Raw genomic sequence first — 22,646 nt, forward strand, 5'->3', positions numbered from 1 at the left:
GGTGTCAGTCCGCCAGGCGCCATGTGGCGCCGTCGGCGCCGTCCTCCACCACGACGCCGGCCGCGGCCAGCGCATCGCGGATGCGGTCCGCGGTGGCCCAGTCCTTGTCCGCGCGGGCCTGTGCCCGCGCCTCGATCTGCGAGCGGACGAGCGAGTCGAGGGCGTCCGACACCGGGCCGGCCGCGGCGTCGTCGCCCTCGGGCACGTCGTCCAGGCCCAGCACCGCGGTCATGGCCTCCACCTCGGCCAGGCGGGCGGCCGCGGCGTCGAGGTCCTGCCCGGCCAGCGCCGAGTTGCCGGCGCGCACGGCCTCGTGCAGGGCCGCGAGCGCCTGGGGCACGTTGAGGTCGTCCTCCATGGCGGTGCGGAAGGCCGCGGGCACGCGGTCCGCGAGCGCCCCGTCGGGGGCGGGCGGGACGGCGCCGGCGGCGCGGGCGCGGGCCGTGAAGCCCTCGATGCGCTCGACGGCGGCCTCGGCCTCGTCGAGGGCGCCGGGCCGGTAGTCGAGCTGGGAGCGGTAGTGGGCCTGCCCCAAGAAATAGCGCACCGCCGTCGGGCGGGCCATGCCGAGCATCTCCTCGGGGGAGATCGTGTTGCCCACGGACTTGGACATCTTCTCGCCGCCGTAGGTGACGAGCCCGTTGTGCAGCCAGAAGCGGGCGAAGCCGTCACCGGCGGCCGCCGACTGGGCCAGCTCGTTCTCGTGGTGCGGGAACCGCAGGTCCAGGCCGCCGCCGTGGATGTCGAACTCGGCGCCGAGGTACTTCGTGGACATGGCCGAGCACTCCAGGTGCCATCCGGGGCGGCCGGCGCCCCAGGGCGACTCCCACACGGCGGTGGCGGGCTCGCCGGGCTTGGCGCCCTTCCACAGGGCGAAGTCGCGGGGGTCGCGCTTGCCGCGCGGGTCGGCGTCGGGGGCGTCCTGCATGTCCTCGACGCGCTGGCGGGTGAGCTCGCCGTAGCGCTCCCAGGACCGGACGTCGAAGTAGACGTCGCCCGAGCCGTCCTGCGCGGGGTAGGCGTGGCCGCGCTCCATCAGGCGCTCGATGAGCGCGAACATCTCGGGCACGTGGCCGGTGGCGCGCGGCTCATAGGTGGGACGGCGGACGCCGAGGGCGAGGTAGGCGGCGTCGAACGCCTTCTCGAACCGGTAGGCCAGGGCCCACCACGGCTCGCGGGCCGGGTAGAGGTCCGAGGCCTCGAAGCCGGCCTCGTGGGAGGCGGCCGAGCGGTCGAGGATCTTGTCGTCGATGTCCGTCACGTTCCGCACCGAGGTGACGCGCAGCCCGGTGGCCTCGAGCCAGCGGATGAGGATGTCGAACACGATCGCGCTGCGCACGTGGCCCACGTGCGGCATGCCCTGCACCGTGGCCCCGCAGTAGTACACCGACGCCTCGCCGGGCACGAGGGGCTCGAAGTCCCGGATCTGCGCGGTGCGGGTGTCGTAGAAGCGCTGGGCCATGGGGGCGCGGTCCTTCCGGAGGGGCGGGGTCCTGACGGGGCTCTGCCAGCCTAGTCGGTGCGCCGACGCGGGCTCAGGCCGCGGGGACGACGAGCGCGGTCGCGATCCCGACCAGCCCCTCCCTGCGCCCGATGAACCCCAGCCGGTCCGTGGTGGCGGCGGAGACGGACACGGGGGCCCCGCCGAGGGCGGCGGAGAGGGCGGCCTCCATCTCCGCGCGGCGCGTGCCCACCTTGGGCCGGGGTGCGACCACCTGGACCGCCACGTTCCCGACGGCGAGGCCCGCCTCCGTCAGCAGGCGCAGCACCTCGCGGAGCATGTCCGCGCCGGAGGCGTCCGCCATCTCGGGCCGGTCGACGCCGAACACGGCCCCGAGGTCGCCGAGGCCGGCGGCGGAGAGCAGGGCGTTGCACGCCGCGTGGGCGGCCACGTCCCCGTCCGAGGTCGCGGCCACGCCACGCTCGCCGGGCCAGTGGATGCCGCCGAGCCACAGGGGCCGGGGGGCATCCTCGGGTGCCCACGCGTGCACGTCGGTGCCGATCCCCACGCGCGGCAGGGGGGCGGCCGCGGCGGGGCGGGCGGGCTGGTCCATGGGAGTCTCCTCCTGGGGGATGCGGCGGGCGAGTTCGAGGCGGGCGAGGTCGAGGTCGGCGGGGGCGGTGACCTTGAACGCGGCCGGGTCGCCGGGCACCACCACCACCTCATGCCCCGCAGCCTCCATGACCATCGCGTCGTCGGTGAGCACCGCGGCGTCGAGCGTGGGGTCCGTGCGCACGGCCTCGTGGGCCGCCAGCAGGGTGTCCAGATCGAAGCCCTGCGGCGTCTGGATCGCGCGCAGTTCGGCGCGGGCCGGTGTGGCCGCGACGACGTCGACGCCGCCCCGTCCGGGGGTGACCTGCTTGACGGTGTCCGTCAGCGGCAGGCCCGGGACCGCGGCGACCACGCCGGTCTCGAGCGCCGCCGTGACGGCCCCGAACACGCTCGGCGGGGTCAGCGCGCGGGCGGCGTCGTGGACGAGGACGCGGCGGGGCGCCCCCGCCGGGGCGAGGTCGGCCAGAGCGCGGGAGGCCGCGGTGAGTCCGGCGCGGACCGAGTCCGCGCGCTCGGCGCCGCCCGGCACGCAGTGCACGGGCACGTCCAGGTGCGGGCCGGCGTCGACCTCGGCGGCCACGCGGCCGGCGTCGGCCCCCGCCGGCGGGGTGAGCACCACGACGGCGTCGAGGGCGAGCCCGGCGGCGCGTGCGGCGGCGACGGACGCCAGGCAGTGGTGCAGGAGGGTGCGGCCGTCCGCGAGGGGGGCGAGGGCCTTGGGCAGCCCGGCGCCGAGGCGGGTGCCGGCGCCGGCGGCGGCGATCACGAGGGCGGTGGGCATGGCCTCATCCTAGGGAGCGCGCCGGTGTCCGTGGCCCGGGACCCCCGGCGGCGACGGCCGGGGACGAAACAGGGGAGGGGCCCGCGTCGTGGACGCGGGCCCCTCCCCTGTCGTGTGCTGCTCGTCAACCCTCGAGCACCTTGTCCAGGCGACCCTCGGCCTCCTCCTCGGTGACCTTCTTGGCCAGCGCCAGCTCGGACACGAGCACCTGGCGGGCCTTCGCGAGCATGCGCTTCTCGCCGGCGGACAGGCCGCGGTCCTGGTCGCGGCGCCACAGGTCGCGGACGACCTCGGCCACCTTGTTGACGTCGCCGCTGGCGAGCTTCTCCAGGTTCGCCTTGTAGCGGCGGGACCAGTTGGTCGGCTCCTCCACGTGCTCGGCGCGCAGGACCTCCATGACGTGCTCGAGCCCCTCCGCATCCACGACGTCACGCACGCCGACGAGGTCGACGTTCTCCGCAGGGACCTCGATGGTCAGGTCTCCCTGCGCCACCTTGAGCTTGAGATACATCTTCTCCTCCCCCTTGATGGTGCGCATCTTGATCTCCTCGATCCGCGCAGCACCGTGGTGGGGGTAGACGACGGTCTCTCCGACCTCAAAAACCATGTTGTTGTGCCCCTTTCAGTCGTCTCATTCTATCATGCGGCCCCGTCATGCCGCGCGTGCCGTCACATCGTCGGCCTCCGGATGTGATAGTGGACGACCCCGCACCACAAGCCTGCCGGCGTCCCTGGATGCGGTAGCCTGACCTGGCAGGGCCCCTGCCTCGGGGCTCCTGAGCACGTCATCGCACCTGAGGAGACCTCTGTGAAGAACGCATCCCGGCCCGCCCGGCGCCACCTCGCCGCAGGTGCGCTGGCCGCGGTCGCCCTGCTGGGCGCCACCGGCTGCTCCGCCGTGAGCCCGATCGCCACCGCCATCCAGTACTCCCCCTCGGACGGCATCAACGGCCAGGAGCAGGACTTCCTGAGCTACCGCAACCTCGCCCTCGTCGGCGACGGCGAGTCGGGCCCCGCCCGCCTGATCGGCACCGTGGAGAACACCTCCGGCCAGGATCAGACCTACACCTTCCAGGCCGAGGGCGGCGGCTCCGCGACCCTGAAGGTCCCCGCCGGCGAGAGCCGCAAGCTCGAGGACGAGGCGAACACGACCGTCCTGGAGCGCGAGGGCGTGTGGGTCGGCGAGAACCTGCCCGTGACCGTCTCCGGCAACGGCGGCACCGCCGACCTGGCCGTCCCGCTGCTGAGCGCCACCCAGGAGCAGTACCGTGACCTGCTCCCCGAGGGAGTCGAGCCCTCGGAGGAGGATCTCGTCGGGCACCTCCACGAGGAGACCCACCACTACGGCGAGGAGCACTGACCTCCGCCGGGCCTGCGCCCGGCACGCCACGGCCCCGGCCCCACCGTGAGGTGGAGCCGGGGCCGTCGTCGTCCCGGGCGGAGCGCCCCGGTCAGGCCTCGAACTTGTAGCCCAGGCCGCGCACCGTGACGAGGTAGCGGGGGCTCGAGGGATCGGGCTCGATCTTGGAGCGCAGGCGCTTCACGTGCACGTCGAGGGTCTTGGTGTCCCCCACGTAGTCGGAGCCCCACACGCGGTCGATCAGCTGGCCGCGGGTGAGCACGCGCCCGGCGTTGCGCAGCAGCATCTCCAGCAGCTCGAACTCCTTGAGCGGCAGGGACACCTGCTCGCCGTCCACGGAGACGACGTGCCGCTCGACGTCCATGCGCACGGGGCCGGCGCTGATGGTCGCCGACATCGGCTCCTCCTGCTCCCCCTGACGGCGCAGCACGGCGCGGACGCGGGCCACCAGCTCACGCGAGGAGTACGGCTTGGTCACGTAGTCGTCCGCCCCGAGCTCGAGGCCGACGACCTTGTCGATCTCCGAGTCCTTCGCGGTCAGCATGATCACGGGGACGTTGGAGCGCTGGCGCACCTGACGGCACACCTCGGTGCCGGACATCCCCGGGAGCATCAGGTCCAGGAGGATCAGGTCCGCGCTGTCGCGCTCGAAGACGCTCAGCGCCTCGTTGCCGTCGGCGGCGACGGTGACCTCGAACCCCTCCTTCTCCAGGAGGTAGGACAGGGGGTCGCTGAACGACTCCTCGTCCTCCACGATCAGAATGCGGCTCATGCGCTCGTCTCCTTCCGGGTCGGGGGTGCGGCCGAGGCGGTCACCCGGTGACCGCGCCGCTCGGTGACGTGGGCGGCACCCGGCGCGCCGTCGACGGCGACACCGTCCCCCCACTCGGGCAGGCGGATGGTGAAGGTCGACCCGCGGCCCGGCTGGGACCAGAGGGTGACCTCCCCTCCGTGGTTGATGACGACGTGCTTGACGATGCTCAGCCCCAGGCCCGTGCCGCCCGTCTGACGCGACCGCGCCGCGTCCACGCGGTAGAAGCGTTCGAAGACCCGCTCCTGCTCCTCCGGACTGATGCCGATGCCCTGGTCCGTGACGGTGACCTGGGCGAGCCCGTCCACGGAGCTCAGGCCGATGCCCACCGTGGTGCCCTCCGGGGAGTAGCGCACCGCGTTGTCCACCAGGTTGCGCACCGCGGTCATCAGCTGGTCCTGGTCCCCGTGCACCACCGCGTCCACGCGGCCGCCCACGCGCAGCGCGATGCCGCGGTCCTCGGCGGTCAGGCGCAGGCGGTCCACGGCGTCGGCGACGACGGCGTTGAGGTCCACGGGCCCCCCGTCCTGGACCACGTCCTTGGCCTGCAGCCGGGAGAACTCGATGATGTCCTGCACGAGGGCCGAGAGCCGGCGGGACTCGACGCCCAGGCGTGCGGCGAAGCGACGCACCGCCTCCTCGTCCTCCGCGGCGTCGCCGATGGCCTCGGAGAGCAGGGAGATGGCGCCCACCGGCGTCTTGAGCTCGTGCGAGACGTTGACGACGAAGTCGTGGCGCATGGCCTCGGTGCGGGTCACGTCCGTGCGGTCGTCGGCGAGGATCAGGATGTACTCCTCGTCCAGCGGGGCCACGCGCAGCTCGACGACGAGGCTCGACTGCCCGAGGGGTCCTCGGGACAGCTCCATGCGGCGCTCGACGATGACACCGTCGGCCCGCACGGTCCGCGTGAGCTCCCGCAGCTGGTCCTGGACGAGCGAGTGCCCCCGCACGAGACCCAGGGCGTAGGCCGCGGGGTTCGCCCGCACCACGCCGTCGACGTCGTCCACCACCGCGTACGCGCGGCCGACCACGGAGAGGACCTCGGCGGCGCCCGGGGCGAGGGTGGGCTCGCCGACCGTCAGGTCCACCGTCCGCGAGCGCTCGGACGCCCGGAAGGCCAGCATGGAGGCCACTCCGGTGAACAGTCCGACCGCTCCGCACAGCAGGCCGATGATGACGGGATCCACGGCACCAGACTAGCCTCTGGCGGCCCGGAGACGGGCTGCCCCGGCGTCGCCAGACGCCGGACGATCGGCGTTCATGGGCCGTTCATCTTGCCCTGCCAGGGTGGACCGTTGCCCCGGGGAGTCGGGGGCGGCGGCGCACGGGCGTCGCCGGGGAGAGGAGACCATGCGCGAGCTCTACCGAGCCGACCTCGAACGGCTGGGCCGCGACCTGACCGAGATCGCCCGCCTCGTGCACCGCGCCATGATGGACGCGCAGGCCGCCCTCGAGGCGGCCGACGTGCACGGCGCCGAACGGGTCATCTCGGAGGACGCGCGGATCGACCAGCTGCAGGAGTCCCTCGACGAGCAGGCCGTGCGCATCCTGGCGCTGCAGGCGCCCGTGGCCACGGACCTGCGCACCGTCGTCGCCACGCTGCGGATGAGCTCCTCGCTCGAGCGCATGGGCGACCTCGCCCGCCACGTGGCCCAGCTGACCCGGCTGCGCTACCCCGAGCACGTCATCCCGGAACAGGTCCGGACCGTGATCACCGCGATGTGCGACGCCGCCGTGGAGGTGGCCGAGGAGGTCGTCCTGCTGCTCGAGACCCAGGACCTGGCGCACGGGGACCGGATCGACGCCCTCAACGAGGACGTCAACGCGCTGCACCTGTCCGTCTTCCGCGCGATCGCCGCCCCGGACTGGAGCGCGACGCCGGCCACCACCACGGACGTCACGCTGGCCTCGCGCTACCTCGAGCGGTTCACGGACCACGGCCTGTCCGTGGCCGCCAAGGTGCGCTACCTCGTCACGGGCGAGTGGGCGACCCACCGCCCGGACGCCACCGGCTCCTGACCGTCCCCGACGCCACGGGCCGGGCCCCCAGGCGGGGTCCCGGCCCGTCGTCGTCGGGCGCGTCAGTGCGCGGAGCCCTGGGCGGCCACGGCGGCGGCGCCGGCCGCGGCGGCCTCCGGGTCGAGGTAGCGGCCGTTCGCGGTGATCGGCTTGAAGTTCTGGCCCAGCTCGTAGACCAGCGGGATGCCCGTCGGGATGTTCAGGCCCGCGATGTCCTCGTCCGAGATGCCGTCCAGGTGCTTGACCAGCGCGCGCAGCGAGTTGCCGTGCGCGGCGATCAGCACGGTCTTGCCGGCCTTGAGGTCGGGCAGGACCTGCTCCTCCCAGTAGGGCAGCAGGCGGTCGATGACCTGCTTGAGGGCCTCGGTGCGGGGGGCGTCCTTGCCCAGGTCCGCGTAGCGCTCGTCGCCGACCTGGGAGAACTCGGAGTCGTCGTCCAGGGCGGGCGGCGGGGTGTCGAAGGACCGGCGCCAGACCATGAACTGCTCCTCGCCGAACTCCTCCTTCACCTGGGCCTTGTCCTTGCCCTGGAGGGCGCCGTAGTGACGCTCGTTCAGGCGCCAGCTGCGCTTGACCGGGATCCACTGGCGGTCCGCGGCCTCGAGGGCCAGGTTGGCCGTGGTGATGGCGCGCTTGAGCAGGGACGTGTGGACCACGTCCGGGCGGATGCCCTCCGCCTCCAGCAGCTCACCGCCGCGGGCGGCCTCGGCGCGCCCCTTCTCGGTCAGCGGGACGTCCACCCAGCCGGTGAACAGGTTCTTCTCGTTCCATTCGCTCTGACCGTGCCGCAGCAGGACCAGCGTGTACGTGGTGTTCGCCATGTCACCATCCTAGGCGGACCCGTCCCGCCGCTCCCCTACGCTGGAGCCCATGGTGGAGAAGGCCCGGCGGCTGCGCGCGCGCACGACGCCCGGCCCCGGCCCCGCCCGGGGCCCGCAGGGCCACATCACCCGCGGCACGACGGCGGCGCAGCGGATGCGCCGGGTGGACCGCTGGCTCACGGACGTGCACGGCCCCCTGCTGCGGCGCACGCCCCGCCCGCTGGCCGTGGACCTGGGCTTCGGCGCGGAGCCGGTGACCGCCGTCGAGATGGCCCAGCGGCTGCGCGTGCAGAACCCGGCCCTCGAGCTGGTGGGCCTCGAGATCGACCCCGCTCGGGTGGCCCGGGCGCGGGAGCGGGCCGGCGGCCTGCCGGGGGTCACCTGGGCGGTCGGCGGCTTCGAGCTGCCCGTGCCGCGGCCGCCCACCGTGGTGCGCGCGTTCAACGTGCTGCGCCAGTACCGGGAGGAGGACGTGCCCGCGATCTGGTCCCTGCTGCGCGCGGGGCTCGCCGACGACGGCGTCCTCGTGGAGGGCACCTGCTCCGAGGACGGCCGGCGGGCGGCCTGGGTGGACCTGCGTCGGGACGGGCCGGCGAGCCTGACCGTGGCCCTCCGGCTGGGGTCCTTCGCCCGCCCCTCGGACGTGGCGGCGCGCCTGCCGAAGGTCCTCATCCACCGGCACGTGCCCGGGGAGCCCGTCCATCGGCTCCTGGCGGAGGCCGACGCCGCGTGGGCCGCGCACGCCCCGCTCGCGGCCTACGGGACGCGGCAGCGGTGGCTGGCGACGGTCGGCACGCTGCGCGCGGCGGGCTGGCCCGTGCTGGGCGGCCCGCACCAGTGGCGGCGCGGGGAGCTGAGCGTGCGCTGGGCGGCGGTGGCGCCGTCGTCATGAGGGCCGCGCCGGCGGCGCGGGGTCCTCAGCGGCGCAGGGCCGGGCCCATGTCCTGGCGGGGGCCGGCGAGGTAGACGCACGCCACGCACGCGGCCACGAGGCCGAACATGCCCATCCCGCCGCCGGCGAGCACGCCGAGGAGCCCGACGACGGCGGCGACGCCGGTGAGGATCAGCCAGAAGCTCCTGTCCCGGCCCCCGATGCGGGCGAAGTCGTCGGGGCGGCGCCGGACGACGTCCACCAGCGCCCAGACCTCGAGCACGAGCGCGGCGATCGCCAGGACGCGGAACAGCCAGTGGTCGACGAGCAGGGCGAAGTGCATGGGGGCGCTCATGCCGGTCAGTCTAGGCGGTCGGCCCGGCCGGGTTCCCTCCCCGTCCGGGGCGGCGTCTAGGCTCGAGGCGTGAGCACCCAGACCGAGCATCGCGGCCTGTTCGTCGCCGTCGAGGGACCGGACGGATCCGGCAAGTCCACCCAGGCCCGCGCCCTGACCGAGGCCCTGCGCGCCGCGGGCCACGAGGTGGTGCTCACGCGCGAGCCCGGCGGCTCGGACCTGGGCGAGACGCTGCGGGAGCTGCTGCTGGACCCCGGGCACGCCCCCGTGGACCCCCGCACCGAGGCGCTGCTGTTCGCCGCGGCCCGGTCCGCCCACGCCGTCCGCACGCTGCGCCCCGCGCTGGCCCGGGGCGCCGTCGTCGTCACGGACCGGTATGTGGACTCGTCCGTGGCCTACCAGGGCGCGGCGCGCGGGCTGGGCGAGGCGCGGATCGCCGCCCTGAACGAGTGGGCCACGGACGGCCTCGTCCCCGATCTGACGGTGCTGATCGACGTGGACGCGGCCACCGCCGCGGACCGGCGTGACCGGCGCGCGGCGGGGGGCGAGGGCACCCCCGACCGCATGGAGCGGGAGACGGCGGACCGGCACGAGGCCCTGCGCGCCGCCTTCCTCGCGCGCGCGGCGGCCGCGCCCGAGCGGTACCTCGTGCTCGACGGCGCGCTGCCGCCGCAGGAGCTCACCGCCCGCGCGCTGGCCCGCGTCACCGCCCAGGCGGCCGACCGATGACGGCCCCCGCCCCCGCCGTGTTCGCGGACCTCGCGGGCCAGGAGGCCGCGGTGGCCCAGCTGCGCCGCGCCGCGGCCGAGGACCGTCCCACCCACGCCTGGATGTTCACGGGCCCGCCCGGCTCCGGCCGGTCGACGACGGCGCGTGCGTTCGCCGCGGCCCTGCAGTGCGAGGTCGCAGACCCGGCGGCGCGCGGCTGCGGCGAGTGCCACGCGTGCCGCACCGTCCTCGGCGGCACCCACCCGGACGTGACCGTGTTGGCCACCGAGGCGGTGAGCTATCGGATCGAGGACGTCCGCGCCCTCGTGGAGGCCGGCCAGTCCACCCCCGCCACCGGGCGCTGGCGGATCTTCCTCATGGAGGACGCGGACCGCATGACGGAGCGCGCCACGAACGTGCTGCTCAAGGCCATCGAGGAGCCGCCGGCCCGCACGATCTGGATGCTGTGCGCCCCGTCCCCCGCGGACGTGCTCCCCACCGTCCGCTCCCGCTGCCGGCTGATCACGCTGAGCATCCCCGCCGTGGAGCAGGTGGCGGAGCTGCTGCACCGCCGCGACGGGCTGGACCGCGAGACGGCGCTCACCACCGCCCGGATCTCCCAGTCGCACGTGGGCATGGCCCGCCGCCTCGCGCGGGACCCGGAGGCCCTCGAACGCCGCGAGCGCATCCTCTCCCTGCCGCTCCAGGCCACCGCCGTCTCCGACGCGATGGCCCTGGCCGCCACGTTGGCCGAGGTGTCCAAGGCCGAGGCCGAGTCCGCCGCCGAAGCCCGGGACGCCGAGGAGCTCGAGGCACTGCGCCGCTCCCTGGGCCTCGAGCCCGGCGAGCCCGTCCCGCCCAAGCTCCGCCACCACGTCAAACGGCTCGAGGAGGACCAGACCCGCCGGCGGCGCCGCGCCGTCCGGGACTCGCTGGACCGGGCCATGATCGACGTCATGGGCCTGTTCCGGGACGTGCTGCGCGTGCAGCTGGGGGCCGACGGCGAGCTCATCAACGAGCACCGTCGGGACGAGATCGAGGCGTACGCCCGCGGCGCCGCCGGCGACTCGGCCGAGGTGCTCGCCCGGATCGACGCCGTCACCACGGCCCGGGAGCGCATCGCCGCCAACGTGCCGGAGCAGCTGGCCCTCGAAGCCATGATGCTGGCGCTGCTGCCCCGCCGGGTGCGCACCCCGCGACGTCGCTGAGCGGCCGCGCGGGGCGGGCCGGCGCCGGCTCAGCGGGTGCGGACCACCAGGTCCGGCACGTCGGCCAGGCCCGGCACCACCCGGTCCGCGCCCGCCGCCAGCAGGACGTCGTCCGCGTCGCGACCCGTGCGCACGCCGACCACGAGTCCGGCCCCCGCGCGGCGCCCGGCCGTCATGTCCTCCGCGGTGTCCCCGACCACCAGGACGCTGCGGACGTCGTCGAGGTCGAGACCGAGCAGGGCGGTGAGGATCATGTCCGGGTAGGGGACGCCGCGGCCGGCGTCGTCCGGGGAGAGGCTCAGATCCGCCAGGCCCATCCACCCCAGCGACTCGAGGATCATGTTCTGGGTGTGGCGGGCGTAGCCGGTGCAGAGGCACACGTGGAGGCCGAGGGCGCGCAGGCGGACGAGCGCCTCCTCCGCGCCCGGGACGGCCTGGACGCCGTGCTCGGCCAGCAGCGCGTCGAAGGCCGCCTCGAACGTGCGGGTCGCCGCCGCGGCCACCGCCCGGTCGGCGAACACGCGGGGGAACACGGCCGTGCGCGAGGTGGGCCGGAGCGCGCGGAACCGCCGAGCGGCGTCGTCGTGCTCCGGCGTGCCCGCCGGGACGCCGTGCTGGTCCAACGTGCGGGCGAACGCCGTGTCCTGGAGCCCGTGCTCCACGATGGACGTGCCGGACATGTCCACCACGGCCAGGCGGAGGGGCGCGGCTGACGAGGCCGCGGCGGGGGGTGCCGGGGTGCGAGGGGCGTGGGGCAGGCTCATGCGTCTCCCGTCGACGGTGTGTGCCCACCAGGGAACCGTCCCCGTCTGGCCGCGGCGTGGCCTGGGGGTGAACGCCTGCGGAAGGCGCGGGCCACAGTCGGTGGCCCGCGCGCCCGGCCGCGCGGTGGAATCGGGGCCGCGAAACCGGTATGCTCGTCAGCCGTGGCCGTTCACGGTCACGTGCCTCCTTAGCTCAGCTGGCCAGAGCAGCTCCCTCGTAAAGAGCAGGTCGCCGGTTCGAATCCGGCAGGGGGCTCCCCCGGACCCCGCCGCGTGATCACGCGGCGGGGTCCTCTCGTCTTCGGGCCGGCCGTCCGGGGCGCGCCGCCGTCAGAGCCCGGCTCCCAGCTCCTCCGCCCGGTCCAGGTGGCCGAGGGTGCGTTCGGCGTGCCGGCCGACCGACTCCGCCGAGCCCTGGCCGAGCCGGTACAGGGCGAGGGCCTGGGCGGTGGCGGCCAGCTCGTGCGCGGCGCGGGAGAGCTCACGGTGGACGTCGGCGGCCTCGGCCGGGATGTGCTCGCCGTCGCCCTCGTGGTCCCGGTGCAGGCGGACGCACAGGGCACGGACCGCGGGGAGCCGTTCCGTGAGGACGTTGCCGGCGTGGACCACGCCGTTGCGCTCCTCGGGGCTCAGCACGTCCGTGCCCCGCTGGCCCTCCAGCACCTGCCAGTAGCGGTCCAGGGCCCGGCTGAGTCGGTCGTGGGCACGGCGCCACAGCCCCGTGCCGAGCTCGCGGTCGTCGGCACGCTCCTGACGGAAGCGTGCGAAGGGCCCCCTCATGCGCGGTCGCCGGACGGCCGGCGCGCGTCGGCGGGGTCGGTGACGAGCACGACCTTGCCCGTGCGGGTGGCGGAGTCGAACCAGTCGAACGCCTCGGCGGCCTCGGCGAGCGGGAAGCACGCCCCGACGCTCGCGTCGATGCGGCCCGCCGCCACCAGGGGCCACACGGCACGTTCGGCCGCGGCCACGATCCCGGCCTTGTCCACGACCGAGCGGGAGCGGAGCGTCGCCCCCGTGAGCCAGCCGCGCTTGACCACCAGCTTCATGATGTTGAAGTCCTCCGGGACGGCGCCGCCCTGGACCGCGAGCGTCACGATGCGTCCCTCGGGGGCGAGCGCGGACACGTTGGGCGCCAGGTACGGGGCGCCGACGACGTCGAGGATGACGTCCGCGCCGTGGCCGTCCGTGACCTCCTTGACCCACGGGGCGAAGGCACCGGACTCGGCGGCGCGGTGGTCGAACATGTGCTCGGCGCCCAGCCGCCGACCGAGCGCCACCTTCTCCGGGCCGCCGGCGGTGCCCAGCACCCGTGCACCGAGCGCGGCGAGGAACTGGACGGCGAAGGAGCCGATGCCGCCGGTGGCGCCGTGCACGAGCACCCGGTCCCCGGCCTGCACGCCCGCACGGCCCACGAGCGCCGAGTGCACCGTGCAGGCGACCTCCGGCAGGGCCGCCGCCTCGACGAGGCCGACGCCGTCGGGGACGGCCATGAGCTGGCCCGCCGGCACGGCGACGTACTCGGCGAAGCCCCCGCCGGCCAGGAGAGCGCACACCCGGTCACCGACGGCGAAGCGCCCCTCCCCCGGCATCCCGGCCTCGGGTCCCAGCGCCGCCACGGTGCCGGAGACCTCGAGCCCGGGGATCTCGGAGGCGCCGCGCGGCGGCGGATAGCGGCCCTCGCGCTGCGCGATGTCCGCGCGGTTGAGACCCGCGGCGGCCACGTGCACCAGCACCTCGCCCGGGCCGGGGTCCGGCACGGGCTCGTGGCCCACGCGGACGACGCCGTTGTCGCCGGCACCGGTGAATCGCACGGCGCGCATCTGTGCGGGGACGTCCATGGGGGTCTCCTCCTCTGGTCGGGGGTCGAGGGTCCATCCTCGCGCGCGGGGGCCGGACTCGCCACCGGCCGCCCGCCGGGCCACGGGCTAGAGTGGGTCCTCGACGCGGCGGCCCACACCGTCGCGGTCAGGCCCGGGATGGTTGTCCGAGCGGCCGAAGGAGCCGGTCTTGAAAACCGGTGCGCGGTGACCCCGTGCCGAGGGTTCGAATCCCTCACCATCCGCGTGCACACGACGAGAGGCGGCGGGCCGGCCGGCCCGCCGCCTCTCGTTCACCTGGAGGCCACCTGGATGTGATGGACTCCCCGCGTCACCCCGCCGTCCACCGGCGGCGCACCTCTGTCATCACGCATCCCGGGGAGAGCCATGCCCAGCCTGTTCCGCCGCCGTGCCGTCACCACGGCCGCCTGCACCGTCCTCGTCCTCGCGCCCGCGAGCGCGGCGCCCGCCCTCGCCGTCGAGACGGCCGCCGCGGACGAGACCACCATCTCGATCCTGTCCTTCAACGACTTCCACGGCGCGCTGTCCGCGGACTACATCGGCACGCAGTTCGCGGACACCGTGGAGGACTACCGCACCGCGTTCGAGGCCGAGCACGGCGCCGGCTCCACGCTGCTGACCAGCGCCGGCGACCTGATCGGCGGCTCGAAGTCCGTGTCCAACGTGCAGCAGGACAACCCGACGATCGACGTGATGAACGCGCTCGGCCTGGACGCGCTCACCGCCGGCAACCACGAGTTCGACAAGGGCCTGGACGACCTGCAGGGCCGCGTGGAGTCCCGGGCCCAGTTCCCGGTGCTCTCCGCCAACCTGGTGGACCCGACGACCAAGGAGCCCGTCCTCACCTCGCACGCCGTCTTCGACGTCCACGGCGTGCGCGTCGCGGTCATCGGCGCCTCCCCCAACGAGCTGTACGCGACCACCACCGGCGCGGGCCTGAAGGGCAACGAGGTCCTCGACGAGGTCGCCGCCGTGAACGCGGTCGCGGACGAGCTGGAGGCCCAGGACGCCGCCGACGTGATCGTGGCCTCGTACCACGACGGCGCCGCCGGCGCGGGCGAGCTGGCCGCCGAGCGGGCGGCCCGGGCCGAGTTCGACCGCATCGTCGGCGAGACCTCCTCCGCCGTGGACGTCATCTTCAACGCCCACACCCACCAGCTCTACCAGTACGACGCCGCGGCCGGCGGCGCCCACCGCCCCGTGATCCAGGCGGGCGCCTCCGGCAGCCACCTGGCCGCCGTCGAGCTGACCGTGGGCGCCGACGGCGAGGTCACCGGGCTCACCCCGCGCCTGCTGGCCCGGTCCACGCAGGCCCCCGCCGAGGCCGCCGCGGAATCCCCCGTCACCGCCCAGGTGTACGCGATCGAGCAGGAGGCCGTCGCGGTCTTCGAGGACCTGCAGGGCGAGGTCGTGGCCGACCTGTCCGCCTCCATCACCACCGACTACCAGAAGCTCATCGACGCCGGCGGCTCCTGGAAGGCCGGCGGCACGCGCGCCGCCGAGACCACCCTGGGCACCTGGGTGGGCGACGCCGTCAAGCGCGCCGCCGAGCAGGCGAACCCCGAGGTGGACCTCGGCGTGACCAACCCCGGCGGCCTGCGCTCCGAGCTGCTGACGGACCGCTTCACCGACGGCGGCGCGTTCCCGGCCAAGCCGGCCGACCTCGTCGGTCGCCTCACCCTGGGCGAGCTGCTCGACATGGCGCCGTTCGGCAACACCATCACCTACTTCGACATCCCGGGCTCCTCCATCAAGCTGGCCCTCGAGGAGAACTGGCGGAACGACGTGCGCAAGTTCACCCTCGGCTGGTCCGAGGAGCTGACCTGGACCTACGACGAGTCCCGCCCGCAGGGGGACAAGGTGACCGGCGTGTGGATCGACGGCGAGCCGCTCCAGGCGGACCGCATGTACACGGTCGCCAGCCAGTCGTTCCTGTCCGACGACACCTGGACGACGCTCGGGGACCCGACCAAGGCCCCCGACGGCTACACCGCCTTCGCGACCGGCCGCCAGAACTTCGTGAACATGGGCCTGTTGGACTCCCAGGCGATCACGGACTACGCCCGCGCCCAGGACGCGGCCCGCGGCGCCGTCGCCCCGGACTTCGGCAAGAACGGCGTGCCGGTCACCGACGCCCCCGCCTCGGTCGAGGCCGGGCAGGCCGTCGGCCTGACCCTCGGGGACCTCGTGGTGGACTCCGACGGCGCCCCCGCGGCGACCGCGGTCGACGTCGCCTTCCGCACGGCCGGCGGCGCCGAGACCGCCCTGGGCACCGTGGCCGTCCCCGCGGGCTCCGAGACCGTCACGCTCTCCGGGATCACCGCCCCCGCCGCCGCGGGCACGGGCGAGCTCGTGATGACCGTGCGCTACGCCGACGGCAGCACGACCGTGGTGCGCCATGCCCTCGAGGTCACCGCGGCCCCGACCCCCACCGAGCCGGAGCAGCCCGCCCCGACCCACCCGGGCAAGGGTCATGGCAAGGGTCATGGCAAGGGCCATGACAAGGGCGCCGACCACCCGGGCAAGGGCCGCGTGAAGGGCGAGGACCACCCGGGCAAGGGCCGCGGCGTGCAGCGCGGCGCCGCCACGCACCCCGTCTTCTCCGCCCATGCCTGGCTGACCGCCGCGGGCCTGTCGCGCTGACCCATCGAGAACGAGACCGAGGACGACATGACCCCCCTGCCCCGCTTCGCCGCGCGCACCGCGGTGACCACCGCCGCCCTGGCCCTGCTCGCCCCCGCTGTGGCCCTGCCCTCCCAGGCCAGCCCGGCCGGCGACTCCCTCGTCATCAACGAGGCATACACCAACGGCGGCTCCGCGAACGCCGTGTACACCCACAAGTTCGTGGAGCTCTACAACCCCACCGACCAGCCGATCAACCTCGACGGCTGGTCCTTGCAGTACCGCTCCGCCGCCGGCACGGCCGCGACCCAGGGCACGGTCGCGCTGTCCGGCACGGTGCCCGCGAAGGGCCACTTCCTGGTCTCCGGCGGCTCCAACGGCACCGCGGGCGCGGCCCTGCCGCAGGCGGACCTCGTGGCCGGCGGGGCGTTCAACCCCGCGGGCACCAAGGGCACGATCGTGCTCGCGCGCCAGGCGGGCACCGTGACGGACCTGCCGGTCGGCTCCGTGGTGACCGGCCAGGTGCCGGGCGTCGCGGACGTGCTCGGCTACGGAGCCACGAACACCTTCGAAACAGCGGCTGCCGGCGCCCCCTCGGCCAACTCGGACCCGAAGTCCCTCACCCGCACGAACGGCGTGGACACGGACGACAACAGCGCCGACTTCACCGTCACCGGCCAGGTCACCCCGACCAACGCCGCCGCCACCGGCGGCGAGCCGACCCCGGAGCCCGAGCCGCAGCCGACCCCGTCCGAGCGGATCACCATCGCCCAGCTCCAGGGCACCGGCACGGCCACCCCGTACGCCGGGCGCCAGGTGACCACCACCGGCGTCGTCACCGCCGTGTACTCCACGGGCGGCTACGACGGCTACTACATCCAGACCGCCGGCACCGGCGGCGACACCCCCGACGCCACCCCGGGCGCCTCCGACGGCGTGTTCGTGTACTCGCCGGACACGGTCGGCTCCGTGACGCTCGGCGACCACGTCCAGGTCACGGGCGAAGCGGCCGAGCACTACGGCCTCACGCAGATCAAGGTCGCCGCCGACGGCGTGCTGCCGGTCGCCGAGCCCGGCGCCGTGGCCCCCACGCCGGTGGAGTTCCCGCTGGAGGAGGCCGACCGTGAGGCGCTCGAGGGCATGGTCCTCGCCCCGCAGGGCGACTGGACGGTCACGGACAACTACTCCCTCAACCAGTACGGCTCCCTCGGCGTCGTCCCCGGCACGAAGCCGCTGGACAATCCGACGTCGGTGGCCCGGCCCGGCGCCGAGGCGCAGGCCGTCGCGGCCGCCAACGCGCAGCAGCTGATCGTGCTCGACGACGGGGCCTCCACGAACTTCATGCGCTCGCCGGGCAACCAGAACCCGCTGCCGTACCTGGACGCGGACCAGCCGGTGCGCGTGGGCGCGGGCCTGGAGTTCAGCACCGGAGTCATCCTCGACTGGCGCTTCGACGCGTGGTCCTTCCAGCCGCTGGGCCACCTCACCGATGCCACGGCGGCCGCCGTCCAGCCCGTGACGATCGAGGACACCCGCCCGGCCGAGGCCGCCCCCGAGGCGGTCGGCGGCAACGTCACCGTCGGCAGCTTCAACGTGCTCAACTACTTCACGACCCTGGGCCAGGACGTGGCCGGCTGCGGCGCCTACCGCGACCGCGCCGGCACCCCCGTCACCACGAACGGCTGCCTGCCGCGCGGCGCCTACACCCCCGAGGCGTTCGCCCGCCAGCAGGAGAAGATCGCGGCCGCGATCAACGGCCTCGGCACCTCGGTGGTCGCGCTCGAGGAGATCGAGAACTCCGAGAAGTTCGGCCTCGACCGGGACCACGCGCTGGCCCACCTCGTGGAGGCCCTCAACGCGCAGGCGGGCGAGCAGCGCTGGGCCTACGTGGCCTCCCCGTCCGCCCGTCCCGCGCTCGCGGACGAGGACGTCATCCGCTCCGCGTTCATCTACCAGCCGGCCGAGGTCACCCCGCTGGGCGAGTCGGTGATCCTGGACGACCAGACGAACTTCGACAACGCCCGCGAGCCGATGGCGCAGCTGTTCCGCGCCGCCGACGGCACGGCCGAGGGGGCGGCCGGCACCGAGTTCGTGGCGATCACCAACCACTTCAAGTCCAAGGGCGGCTCCGGTGCGACCGGGGACAACGTGGACTCCGGCGATGGCCAGGGCGCGTACAACGCGGACCGCGTGGGCCAGGCCGAGGCCCTCGTGGCCTTCGCCGAGCGCATGAAGGCCGAGACCGGCACCGACCGCGTCCTGCTCATGGGCGACTTCAACGCCTACGAGAAGGAGGACCCGATCCGCGTGCTCGAGGCGGCCGGGTACGTCTCCCAGGGTGCGCTCACGGGCGAGTACTCCTACGCGTTCGGCGGCGCCGTCGGCAGCCTGGACGGGATCTACGCCTCGCCGTCCGCGGCCGCGGCGATCACCGGCCAGGACATCTGGATGATCAACGCGAACGAATCCGTGGCCCTGGAGTACTCGCGCCACAACTACGTGGCCGAGGACCTGTACTCCGCGGACCAGTGGCGGTCCTCGGACCACAACCCGATCCTGGTGGGCCTCCAGCTCGACGCGCCCGTGACCGAGCCGACCCCGGAGCCGGAGCCGGAACCCACCCCGGGTGAGACCTGCGACGGTGTGACCGATCCGCGCGGCGTGCCCGGCAAGCCCGCGAACTCCGTGCGCGAGTGGCTGCGCTGCATCGGCGCGACCCCGGGCCACGGCGGCGACCACCCGGGCAAGGGCCACGGCGGTGACCACCCGGGCAAGGGCCGCGGGCCGGTCCGTCCCTGACGGGGCGCGGGGCGCCGCACCCGGCATGACGACGGCGGGGCCGTCCGGGATCCACCCGGGCGGCCCCGCCGTCGTCGTGGGGTTCAGCCGGCGAGCACGGCCGCCGCGGCGGCGTCGGCGTCGGCGAGGAAGAGGGCACGTCCGGCCGGATCGGCCCCGGCCTCGGCCGCGATCGCGGTGCCCCACTGCACGCCCGAGAGCTGCAGGCCCAGCACGAACACGTGCGCGTGGACCGTGCCGTCCGCGGCCCGCAGCCGGTACGGGCGGGCCGTGACGTCGAAGCCGGTGGCGGGCACGCGCACACCCTCCTCGTCCTCCCACGTCCCGGCCGCGGCGACACCGTCCGCCAGCATCTGACGGACCAGCGGGGAGGCGGCGGCCTGCACGCGGTTGGGCGGCATCATGGCCTCCACCAGCCAGGCCCCCTCGACGACGGCGGGCTCCAGCGAGTCCTGCGCTCCTACCTGGGGGCTGCGGGCCGTGAAGCCGTGGTCCTCGGCCTCGACCACGGGCGCGGGGCCGGCCCAGGTGAGCAGGCCGGCCCGGTGCACCGCGAGCATCTGCTCGACGCGCCACAGGGGCGGGCCGGAGGCGAGGCCCTCGACCAGCGGCTCGAACCAGCCCTGGACGTCCCGGATGCGGGAGGCCTCGGCGATCCGGCCCTCGGCGATCCACGCCTTGATCCGCAGTCGGCCGGCATGGAGCGCGCCGACGGCCATCATGAACGGGGACTCCTCCCCGAGGGCGGCCTCCACGCAGGCCTGCCCCATGAGGTCCGCGACGGCCCGCTGATAGTCCTCATGGGAGGCGAACACGGCGTCCTCGAACGGGGACCCATAGGCCAGGATGTCGAGGAAGCGGCGCCCGGGGGCGTACCGCTGGAGGAGCTCCTCGGCGTGCGCGGAGGTCACGGGGGCGCCGCGGCCGGCCTCCTCGAGCTGGCCGACGAGCTCCCCGAGGAACCGGCGCGCCTCGACGGGCCCGCCAAGGATCTCGGGCTGGGCCCGGACGAGCGTGGCGTAGTAGTGCCGGACCACGTCGCGGTGCAGCAGCGGCCAGAGGTGCTCGGCGAGGTCCAGGGCCCCGTGCCGGGCGGTGAGGGCGTCCACGGCGGCGTCGGAGAGGTAGCTGAGGGTGACGCCGCGGGGCACGAAGGCGTCCACCTCGGCCTTGGGCAGGTACGGGATGCCGCGGCGGGACATCAGGTGCAGGCGCGGCTCGTCCCCCGTCGGCTCGTACCGCAGGGCCCGGCCGGGTCCGTCGCCGGTGCGGCGGTACACCCCGCCCCGGCCCTGGGTGAGCTGGGCCAGCAGGTCGAACGCGTTCAGGCCCATGCCCCGCACGAGGACGTCCGCCCCAGCCTCCACGGTCTCCCAGTCCACGTCCGAGGGGATCTGCGGGCCCTGGTAGTGCAGCTCGTCCCGGCCCCGCGCGGCGGCGGCCATCCGCATCTGGCCGGGGCTGAGCTCCGCAGGCTGATGGCCCAGGCAGAGCACGACGGCGTCCGCGTCGAGCACGGAGACCGAGCCGTCGGCGTCCCGCAGCTCCAGGCGGGCGCCGCCGTCGGGCCGGGGGTGCAGGGCGGTGGCCTCCGCGCGGTGCTCGATGACCTCGGCGACTTCGGGACGGGCGCGCAGCCCGGCGACGACGTCCTTGTACAGATGCCGGAGGTAGCGCCCGTAGACCGCACGGGCCGGGTACTGGTGGCGGCGCACGCCGAGGCTGGCCTCCGGGTGCACGCGTCGCCACTGGTCGAAGGTCTGGGCGGCGGTGGAGGGGCGCAGACCGGGGTTGTCGGCGGCGCACGCGGTCGGGAAGAACGCGGGGGTGTTCATGAGGTACAGCTCGGACTGGTCCGTGCGCCACACCCGCCCCGGCCCGGGGGGATAGGGGTCCACGACGTCGATGCGCAGCCGCCGGGGGTGCGCGTCCGGGGCCGCGCCCTCGAGTCGGGCGAGGATCCGCTCCAGCAGCATGACGCCGCGGGGGCCGGCTCCCACCACTGCGAGGCGGCGATCGGCCACCAGGGGCTCGGACATGGGGCCTCCACTCTCCTCGGGATCGTTTTCACGCCTGCGGCGCGCGTATTCCACACATTATCGGTGGCCGTCAAGGGTCGCGGACCGCATGCGCCACACTCCCACCGATCCCCCAGGGTCCGGAGCGGGCCCGGACGAAGAATCCGCGGAATCACGCGGATCACACCGAGATTCTGGGAGAAGTCTTGGAATTTGGAATCTGGGGGGCCGATGGTTGACGCCACTCGGGCCCATGGGGAATTGTGAATGAGCGTAAGGCAACAAAACACCAATTCAGAAGGAGAATTCCTCATGGACCGCAACGCTCTCGACCAGCTGCAGAACTCCACCGTCTTCGCCACCGACGGCGACAAGATCGGCTCTGTCGGTCAGGTTTACCTCGACGACGTCACCAACGAGCCCACCTTCATCACGGTGAAGACCGGCCTGTTCGGCGCCCGCGAGACCTTCGTCCCGCTGCAGCAGGCCCAGATCACCGCCGACGGCATCACGGTGCCCTTCGAGAAGTCCTTCGTGAAGGACGCCCCGAACGTGGACGCGGACGGCTCGCTGACCCCCGAGGAGGAGCAGCGCATCTACGAGTACTACTCCATGGAGTACTCCGCCGCGGATCACGACGGCGACGTGCGTCGTGACGACGTGCGCACCGACGCCGGCGCCGCTGGCGTGGCCGGCACCGCGGGTGTGGCCGGCGTGGCCGACCGCCGCGACGAGGCCGTCGTGGACGGCGACCGCCGCGACGTGACCGACCGCGATCGCCGCGACGTGACCGACGCCGACTCCGTCGTCGTCAAGGACGAGCACCTGAACGTCGGCACCGAGCGCCGCGCCTCCGGCCGCGTCCGTCTGCGCAAGCAGGCCTACACCACCACCGAGACCGTCGAGGTGCCCGTCACCCGCGAGGAGGTCGTGGTGGAGCGCGAGTCCGTCGACCCGAACTCCGCCGAGGCCCGCACCGCCGGCCGCGACGGCGACGTCGAGGTGACCACCTACGAGGAGACCCCGGTCGTCAACAAGACCGTGGACGCCGAGAAGGTCTCTCTGGGCAAGCGCCAGGTGCAGGACACCGAGACGGTGACCGAGGAGGTCCGCCACGAGGACGTCAAGGTCGACGGCGACGCCACCGATCGCGACCTCGACGGCCGCAACGACCGCAAGGATCGCATCTGATCTGAACGGACGCGTCGGCCTCAGGCCGGACGGCTGACAGATCACGCGGGGCCCCGGATCGATCGATCCGGGGCCCGCTCGTGCGCGATGGTGGTCCGACCGTGAGCACGGCGCTCCTTTGCCCTGCCCTGGCCTGGCGCGCTAAGCTGGACCGGTCTGACCGCGCGTCGCCCCGTGCGAGGCGCGCCGGACGGAGGAGACGTGCCAGAGCGGCCGAATGGACTTCACTGCTAATGAAGGGCTCGGCGAAAGTCGGGCCGGGGGTTCAAATCCCCCCGTCTCCGCCAGAGAGGGCCGGAATCCACGCGATTCCGGCCCTCTTCGCGTCTGTACGCGGGGACCTGACATACCGACCGGCTGGTGACTAGTTGTAAGAGGGCATGACGTTGTTGACTCGGGCCGGGGCCAACGAGGCCGGAGGGGCGTC

19 protein-coding genes and 3 tRNA genes are annotated in these 22,646 nt (G+C 74.3%); 11 read left to right on the forward strand and 11 right to left on the reverse strand.

Going from position 1 to position 22,646, the window contains the following annotated elements:
• Nucleotides 1-4 precede the first annotated feature (4 nt).
• The 3 genes from cysS to ACTSKS_RS10315 all read right to left on the reverse strand — a co-directional run bounded on the left by cysS (nucleotide 5) and on the right by ACTSKS_RS10315 (nucleotide 3,441).
• On the reverse strand, nucleotides 5-1,462 hold the full coding sequence (cysS, locus tag ACTSKS_RS10305) for a cysteine--tRNA ligase (RefSeq protein WP_041104726.1): 1,458 nt from the start codon (nucleotides 1,460-1,462) through the stop codon (nucleotides 5-7).
• 73 nt (nucleotides 1,463-1,535) lie between these two features.
• Nucleotides 1,536-2,834, reverse strand: coding sequence for a 2-C-methyl-D-erythritol 2,4-cyclodiphosphate synthase (ispF, locus tag ACTSKS_RS10310; protein ID WP_225348288.1), 1,299 nt, complete (start codon nucleotides 2,832-2,834; stop codon nucleotides 1,536-1,538).
• Nucleotides 2,835-2,958: 124 nt separating this feature from the next.
• The gene (locus tag ACTSKS_RS10315; RefSeq protein ID WP_036384689.1) at nucleotides 2,959-3,441 is read right to left on the reverse strand and encodes a CarD family transcriptional regulator; all 483 of its coding nucleotides are present in this window, start codon (nucleotides 3,439-3,441) and stop codon (nucleotides 2,959-2,961) included.
• A 201-nt stretch (nucleotides 3,442-3,642) separates the two neighbouring features.
• Here ACTSKS_RS10315 and ACTSKS_RS10320 point away from each other — a divergent pair, with 201 nt between their 5' ends.
• Nucleotides 3,643-4,194 (forward strand): hypothetical protein, encoded by a 552-nt coding sequence (locus tag ACTSKS_RS10320; protein ID WP_036384688.1) that lies wholly within the window; start codon nucleotides 3,643-3,645, stop codon nucleotides 4,192-4,194.
• A 91-nt stretch (nucleotides 4,195-4,285) separates the two neighbouring features.
• Here the strand turns inward: ACTSKS_RS10320 and ACTSKS_RS10325 are convergent, their stop codons facing one another.
• Both ACTSKS_RS10325 and ACTSKS_RS10330 read right to left on the reverse strand, forming a co-directional pair.
• Entirely contained in the window at nucleotides 4,286-4,966 is a 681-nt protein-coding gene (locus ACTSKS_RS10325) for a response regulator transcription factor (protein WP_002858071.1), read from the reverse strand.
• Nucleotides 4,963-6,192, reverse strand: coding sequence for a sensor histidine kinase (locus ACTSKS_RS10330; RefSeq protein WP_144826599.1), 1,230 nt, complete (start codon nucleotides 6,190-6,192; stop codon nucleotides 4,963-4,965). Before ACTSKS_RS10330 ends, ACTSKS_RS10325 begins: the two co-directional genes overlap by 4 nt.
• Nucleotides 6,193-6,355: 163 nt before the next feature.
• Between ACTSKS_RS10330 and phoU the strand changes: the two genes are divergently transcribed.
• Nucleotides 6,356-7,024, forward strand: coding sequence for a phosphate signaling complex protein PhoU (phoU, locus tag ACTSKS_RS10335; RefSeq protein WP_036316039.1), 669 nt, complete (start codon nucleotides 6,356-6,358; stop codon nucleotides 7,022-7,024).
• Between the two features lie 62 nt (nucleotides 7,025-7,086).
• On the opposite strand, the gene ACTSKS_RS10340 is transcribed toward phoU, so the two are convergent.
• On the reverse strand, nucleotides 7,087-7,845 hold the full coding sequence (locus ACTSKS_RS10340) for a phosphoglyceromutase (protein WP_123244285.1): 759 nt from the start codon (nucleotides 7,843-7,845) through the stop codon (nucleotides 7,087-7,089).
• 49 nt (nucleotides 7,846-7,894) lie between these two features.
• On the opposite strand from ACTSKS_RS10340, the gene ACTSKS_RS10345 reads away from it, so the two are divergent.
• Nucleotides 7,895-8,737 (forward strand): class I SAM-dependent methyltransferase, encoded by an 843-nt coding sequence (locus ACTSKS_RS10345; protein ID WP_123244286.1) that lies wholly within the window; start codon nucleotides 7,895-7,897, stop codon nucleotides 8,735-8,737.
• A gap of 25 nt (nucleotides 8,738-8,762) precedes the next feature.
• On the opposite strand, the gene ACTSKS_RS10350 is transcribed toward ACTSKS_RS10345, so the two are convergent.
• On the reverse strand, nucleotides 8,763-9,059 hold the full coding sequence (locus ACTSKS_RS10350) for a DUF2516 family protein (RefSeq protein ID WP_063189348.1): 297 nt from the start codon (nucleotides 9,057-9,059) through the stop codon (nucleotides 8,763-8,765).
• An 81-nt stretch (nucleotides 9,060-9,140) separates the two neighbouring features.
• Here ACTSKS_RS10350 and tmk point away from each other — a divergent pair, with 81 nt between their 5' ends.
• Nucleotides 9,141-9,800, forward strand: coding sequence for a dTMP kinase (gene tmk, locus ACTSKS_RS10355; RefSeq protein ID WP_002858064.1), 660 nt, complete (start codon nucleotides 9,141-9,143; stop codon nucleotides 9,798-9,800).
• Nucleotides 9,797-10,987 (forward strand): DNA polymerase III subunit delta', encoded by a 1,191-nt coding sequence (locus ACTSKS_RS10360; protein WP_123244288.1) that lies wholly within the window; start codon nucleotides 9,797-9,799, stop codon nucleotides 10,985-10,987. The genes tmk and ACTSKS_RS10360 overlap by 4 nt, the downstream gene beginning before the upstream one ends.
• Before the next feature lie 29 nt (nucleotides 10,988-11,016).
• Here the strand turns inward: ACTSKS_RS10360 and ACTSKS_RS10365 are convergent, their stop codons facing one another.
• Complete coding sequence (locus ACTSKS_RS10365) at nucleotides 11,017-11,751, reverse strand: HAD family hydrolase (protein WP_041104709.1); 735 nt, start codon at nucleotides 11,749-11,751, stop codon at nucleotides 11,017-11,019.
• 182 nt (nucleotides 11,752-11,933) lie between these two features.
• On the opposite strand from ACTSKS_RS10365, the gene ACTSKS_RS10370 reads away from it, so the two are divergent.
• Nucleotides 11,934-12,007 (forward strand) — tRNA-Thr (locus ACTSKS_RS10370).
• A 74-nt stretch (nucleotides 12,008-12,081) separates the two neighbouring features.
• Here ACTSKS_RS10370 and ACTSKS_RS10375 read toward each other — a convergent pair.
• Together ACTSKS_RS10375 and ACTSKS_RS10380 are read right to left on the reverse strand one after the other, a co-directional pair.
• The gene (locus ACTSKS_RS10375; RefSeq protein WP_063189344.1) at nucleotides 12,082-12,531 is read right to left on the reverse strand and encodes a hypothetical protein; all 450 of its coding nucleotides are present in this window, start codon (nucleotides 12,529-12,531) and stop codon (nucleotides 12,082-12,084) included.
• The gene (locus tag ACTSKS_RS10380) at nucleotides 12,528-13,589 is read right to left on the reverse strand and encodes an NAD(P)H-quinone oxidoreductase (protein ID WP_081097720.1); all 1,062 of its coding nucleotides are present in this window, start codon (nucleotides 13,587-13,589) and stop codon (nucleotides 12,528-12,530) included. Before ACTSKS_RS10380 ends, ACTSKS_RS10375 begins: the two co-directional genes overlap by 4 nt.
• Nucleotides 13,590-13,725: 136 nt before the next feature.
• Here ACTSKS_RS10380 and ACTSKS_RS10385 point away from each other — a divergent pair.
• From ACTSKS_RS10385 to ACTSKS_RS10395, 3 genes are all read left to right on the forward strand, one after another.
• Nucleotides 13,726-13,813: transfer RNA gene (locus ACTSKS_RS10385), tRNA-Ser, on the forward strand.
• Nucleotides 13,814-13,955: 142 nt separating this feature from the next.
• A complete protein-coding gene (locus tag ACTSKS_RS10390) occupies nucleotides 13,956-16,232 on the forward strand; it encodes a bifunctional metallophosphatase/5'-nucleotidase (protein ID WP_442927534.1) in 2,277 nt (758 codons plus the stop codon).
• A 27-nt stretch (nucleotides 16,233-16,259) separates the two neighbouring features.
• Nucleotides 16,260-19,010 (forward strand): ExeM/NucH family extracellular endonuclease, encoded by a 2,751-nt coding sequence (locus tag ACTSKS_RS10395; RefSeq protein ID WP_170748208.1) that lies wholly within the window; start codon nucleotides 16,260-16,262, stop codon nucleotides 19,008-19,010.
• 83 nt (nucleotides 19,011-19,093) lie between these two features.
• Here the strand turns inward: ACTSKS_RS10395 and ACTSKS_RS10400 are convergent, their stop codons facing one another.
• A complete protein-coding gene (locus tag ACTSKS_RS10400) occupies nucleotides 19,094-21,049 on the reverse strand; it encodes an FAD/NAD(P)-binding protein (RefSeq protein ID WP_442927535.1) in 1,956 nt (651 codons plus the stop codon).
• A gap of 291 nt (nucleotides 21,050-21,340) precedes the next feature.
• On the opposite strand from ACTSKS_RS10400, the gene ACTSKS_RS10405 reads away from it, so the two are divergent.
• Both ACTSKS_RS10405 and ACTSKS_RS10410 read left to right on the forward strand, forming a co-directional pair.
• A complete protein-coding gene (locus ACTSKS_RS10405) occupies nucleotides 21,341-22,219 on the forward strand; it encodes a PRC and DUF2382 domain-containing protein (RefSeq protein WP_101967260.1) in 879 nt (292 codons plus the stop codon).
• Between the two features lie 195 nt (nucleotides 22,220-22,414).
• Nucleotides 22,415-22,506, forward strand: a tRNA-Ser gene (locus ACTSKS_RS10410).
• Nucleotides 22,507-22,646 lie beyond the last annotated feature (140 nt).

It is taken from the genome of Micrococcus sp. TCR-5, from assembly GCF_052220525.1.
Classification (GTDB): Bacteria; Actinomycetota; Actinomycetes; order Actinomycetales; family Micrococcaceae; genus Micrococcus; species Micrococcus luteus.

Coding starts and splice junctions, on each gene's coding strand:
- ACTSKS_RS10395 (WP_170748208.1), top strand. CDS start 16,260: ATGACCCCCCTGCCCCGCTTCGCCGCGCGCACCGCGGTGACCACCGCC.
- cysS (WP_041104726.1), bottom strand. CDS start 1,462: ATGGCCCAGCGCTTCTACGACACCCGCACCGCGCAGATCCGGGACTTC.
- ACTSKS_RS10350 (WP_063189348.1), bottom strand. CDS start 9,059: ATGCACTTCGCCCTGCTCGTCGACCACTGGCTGTTCCGCGTCCTGGCG.
- ACTSKS_RS10380 (WP_081097720.1), bottom strand. CDS start 13,589: ATGGACGTCCCCGCACAGATGCGCGCCGTGCGATTCACCGGTGCCGGC.
- ACTSKS_RS10315 (WP_036384689.1), bottom strand. CDS start 3,441: ATGGTTTTTGAGGTCGGAGAGACCGTCGTCTACCCCCACCACGGTGCT.
- ACTSKS_RS10375 (WP_063189344.1), bottom strand. CDS start 12,531: ATGAGGGGGCCCTTCGCACGCTTCCGTCAGGAGCGTGCCGACGACCGC.
- ACTSKS_RS10340 (WP_123244285.1), bottom strand. CDS start 7,845: ATGGCGAACACCACGTACACGCTGGTCCTGCTGCGGCACGGTCAGAGC.
- ACTSKS_RS10345 (WP_123244286.1), top strand. CDS start 7,895: ATGGTGGAGAAGGCCCGGCGGCTGCGCGCGCGCACGACGCCCGGCCCC.
- ACTSKS_RS10405 (WP_101967260.1), top strand. CDS start 21,341: ATGGACCGCAACGCTCTCGACCAGCTGCAGAACTCCACCGTCTTCGCC.
- ACTSKS_RS10325 (WP_002858071.1), bottom strand. CDS start 4,966: ATGAGCCGCATTCTGATCGTGGAGGACGAGGAGTCGTTCAGCGACCCC.
- ACTSKS_RS10365 (WP_041104709.1), bottom strand. CDS start 11,751: ATGAGCCTGCCCCACGCCCCTCGCACCCCGGCACCCCCCGCCGCGGCC.
- phoU (WP_036316039.1), top strand. CDS start 6,356: ATGCGCGAGCTCTACCGAGCCGACCTCGAACGGCTGGGCCGCGACCTG.
- ACTSKS_RS10360 (WP_123244288.1), top strand. CDS start 9,797: ATGACGGCCCCCGCCCCCGCCGTGTTCGCGGACCTCGCGGGCCAGGAG.
- ispF (WP_225348288.1), bottom strand. CDS start 2,834: ATGCCCACCGCCCTCGTGATCGCCGCCGCCGGCGCCGGCACCCGCCTC.
- ACTSKS_RS10400 (WP_442927535.1), bottom strand. CDS start 21,049: ATGTCCGAGCCCCTGGTGGCCGATCGCCGCCTCGCAGTGGTGGGAGCC.
- ACTSKS_RS10390 (WP_442927534.1), top strand. CDS start 13,956: ATGCCCAGCCTGTTCCGCCGCCGTGCCGTCACCACGGCCGCCTGCACC.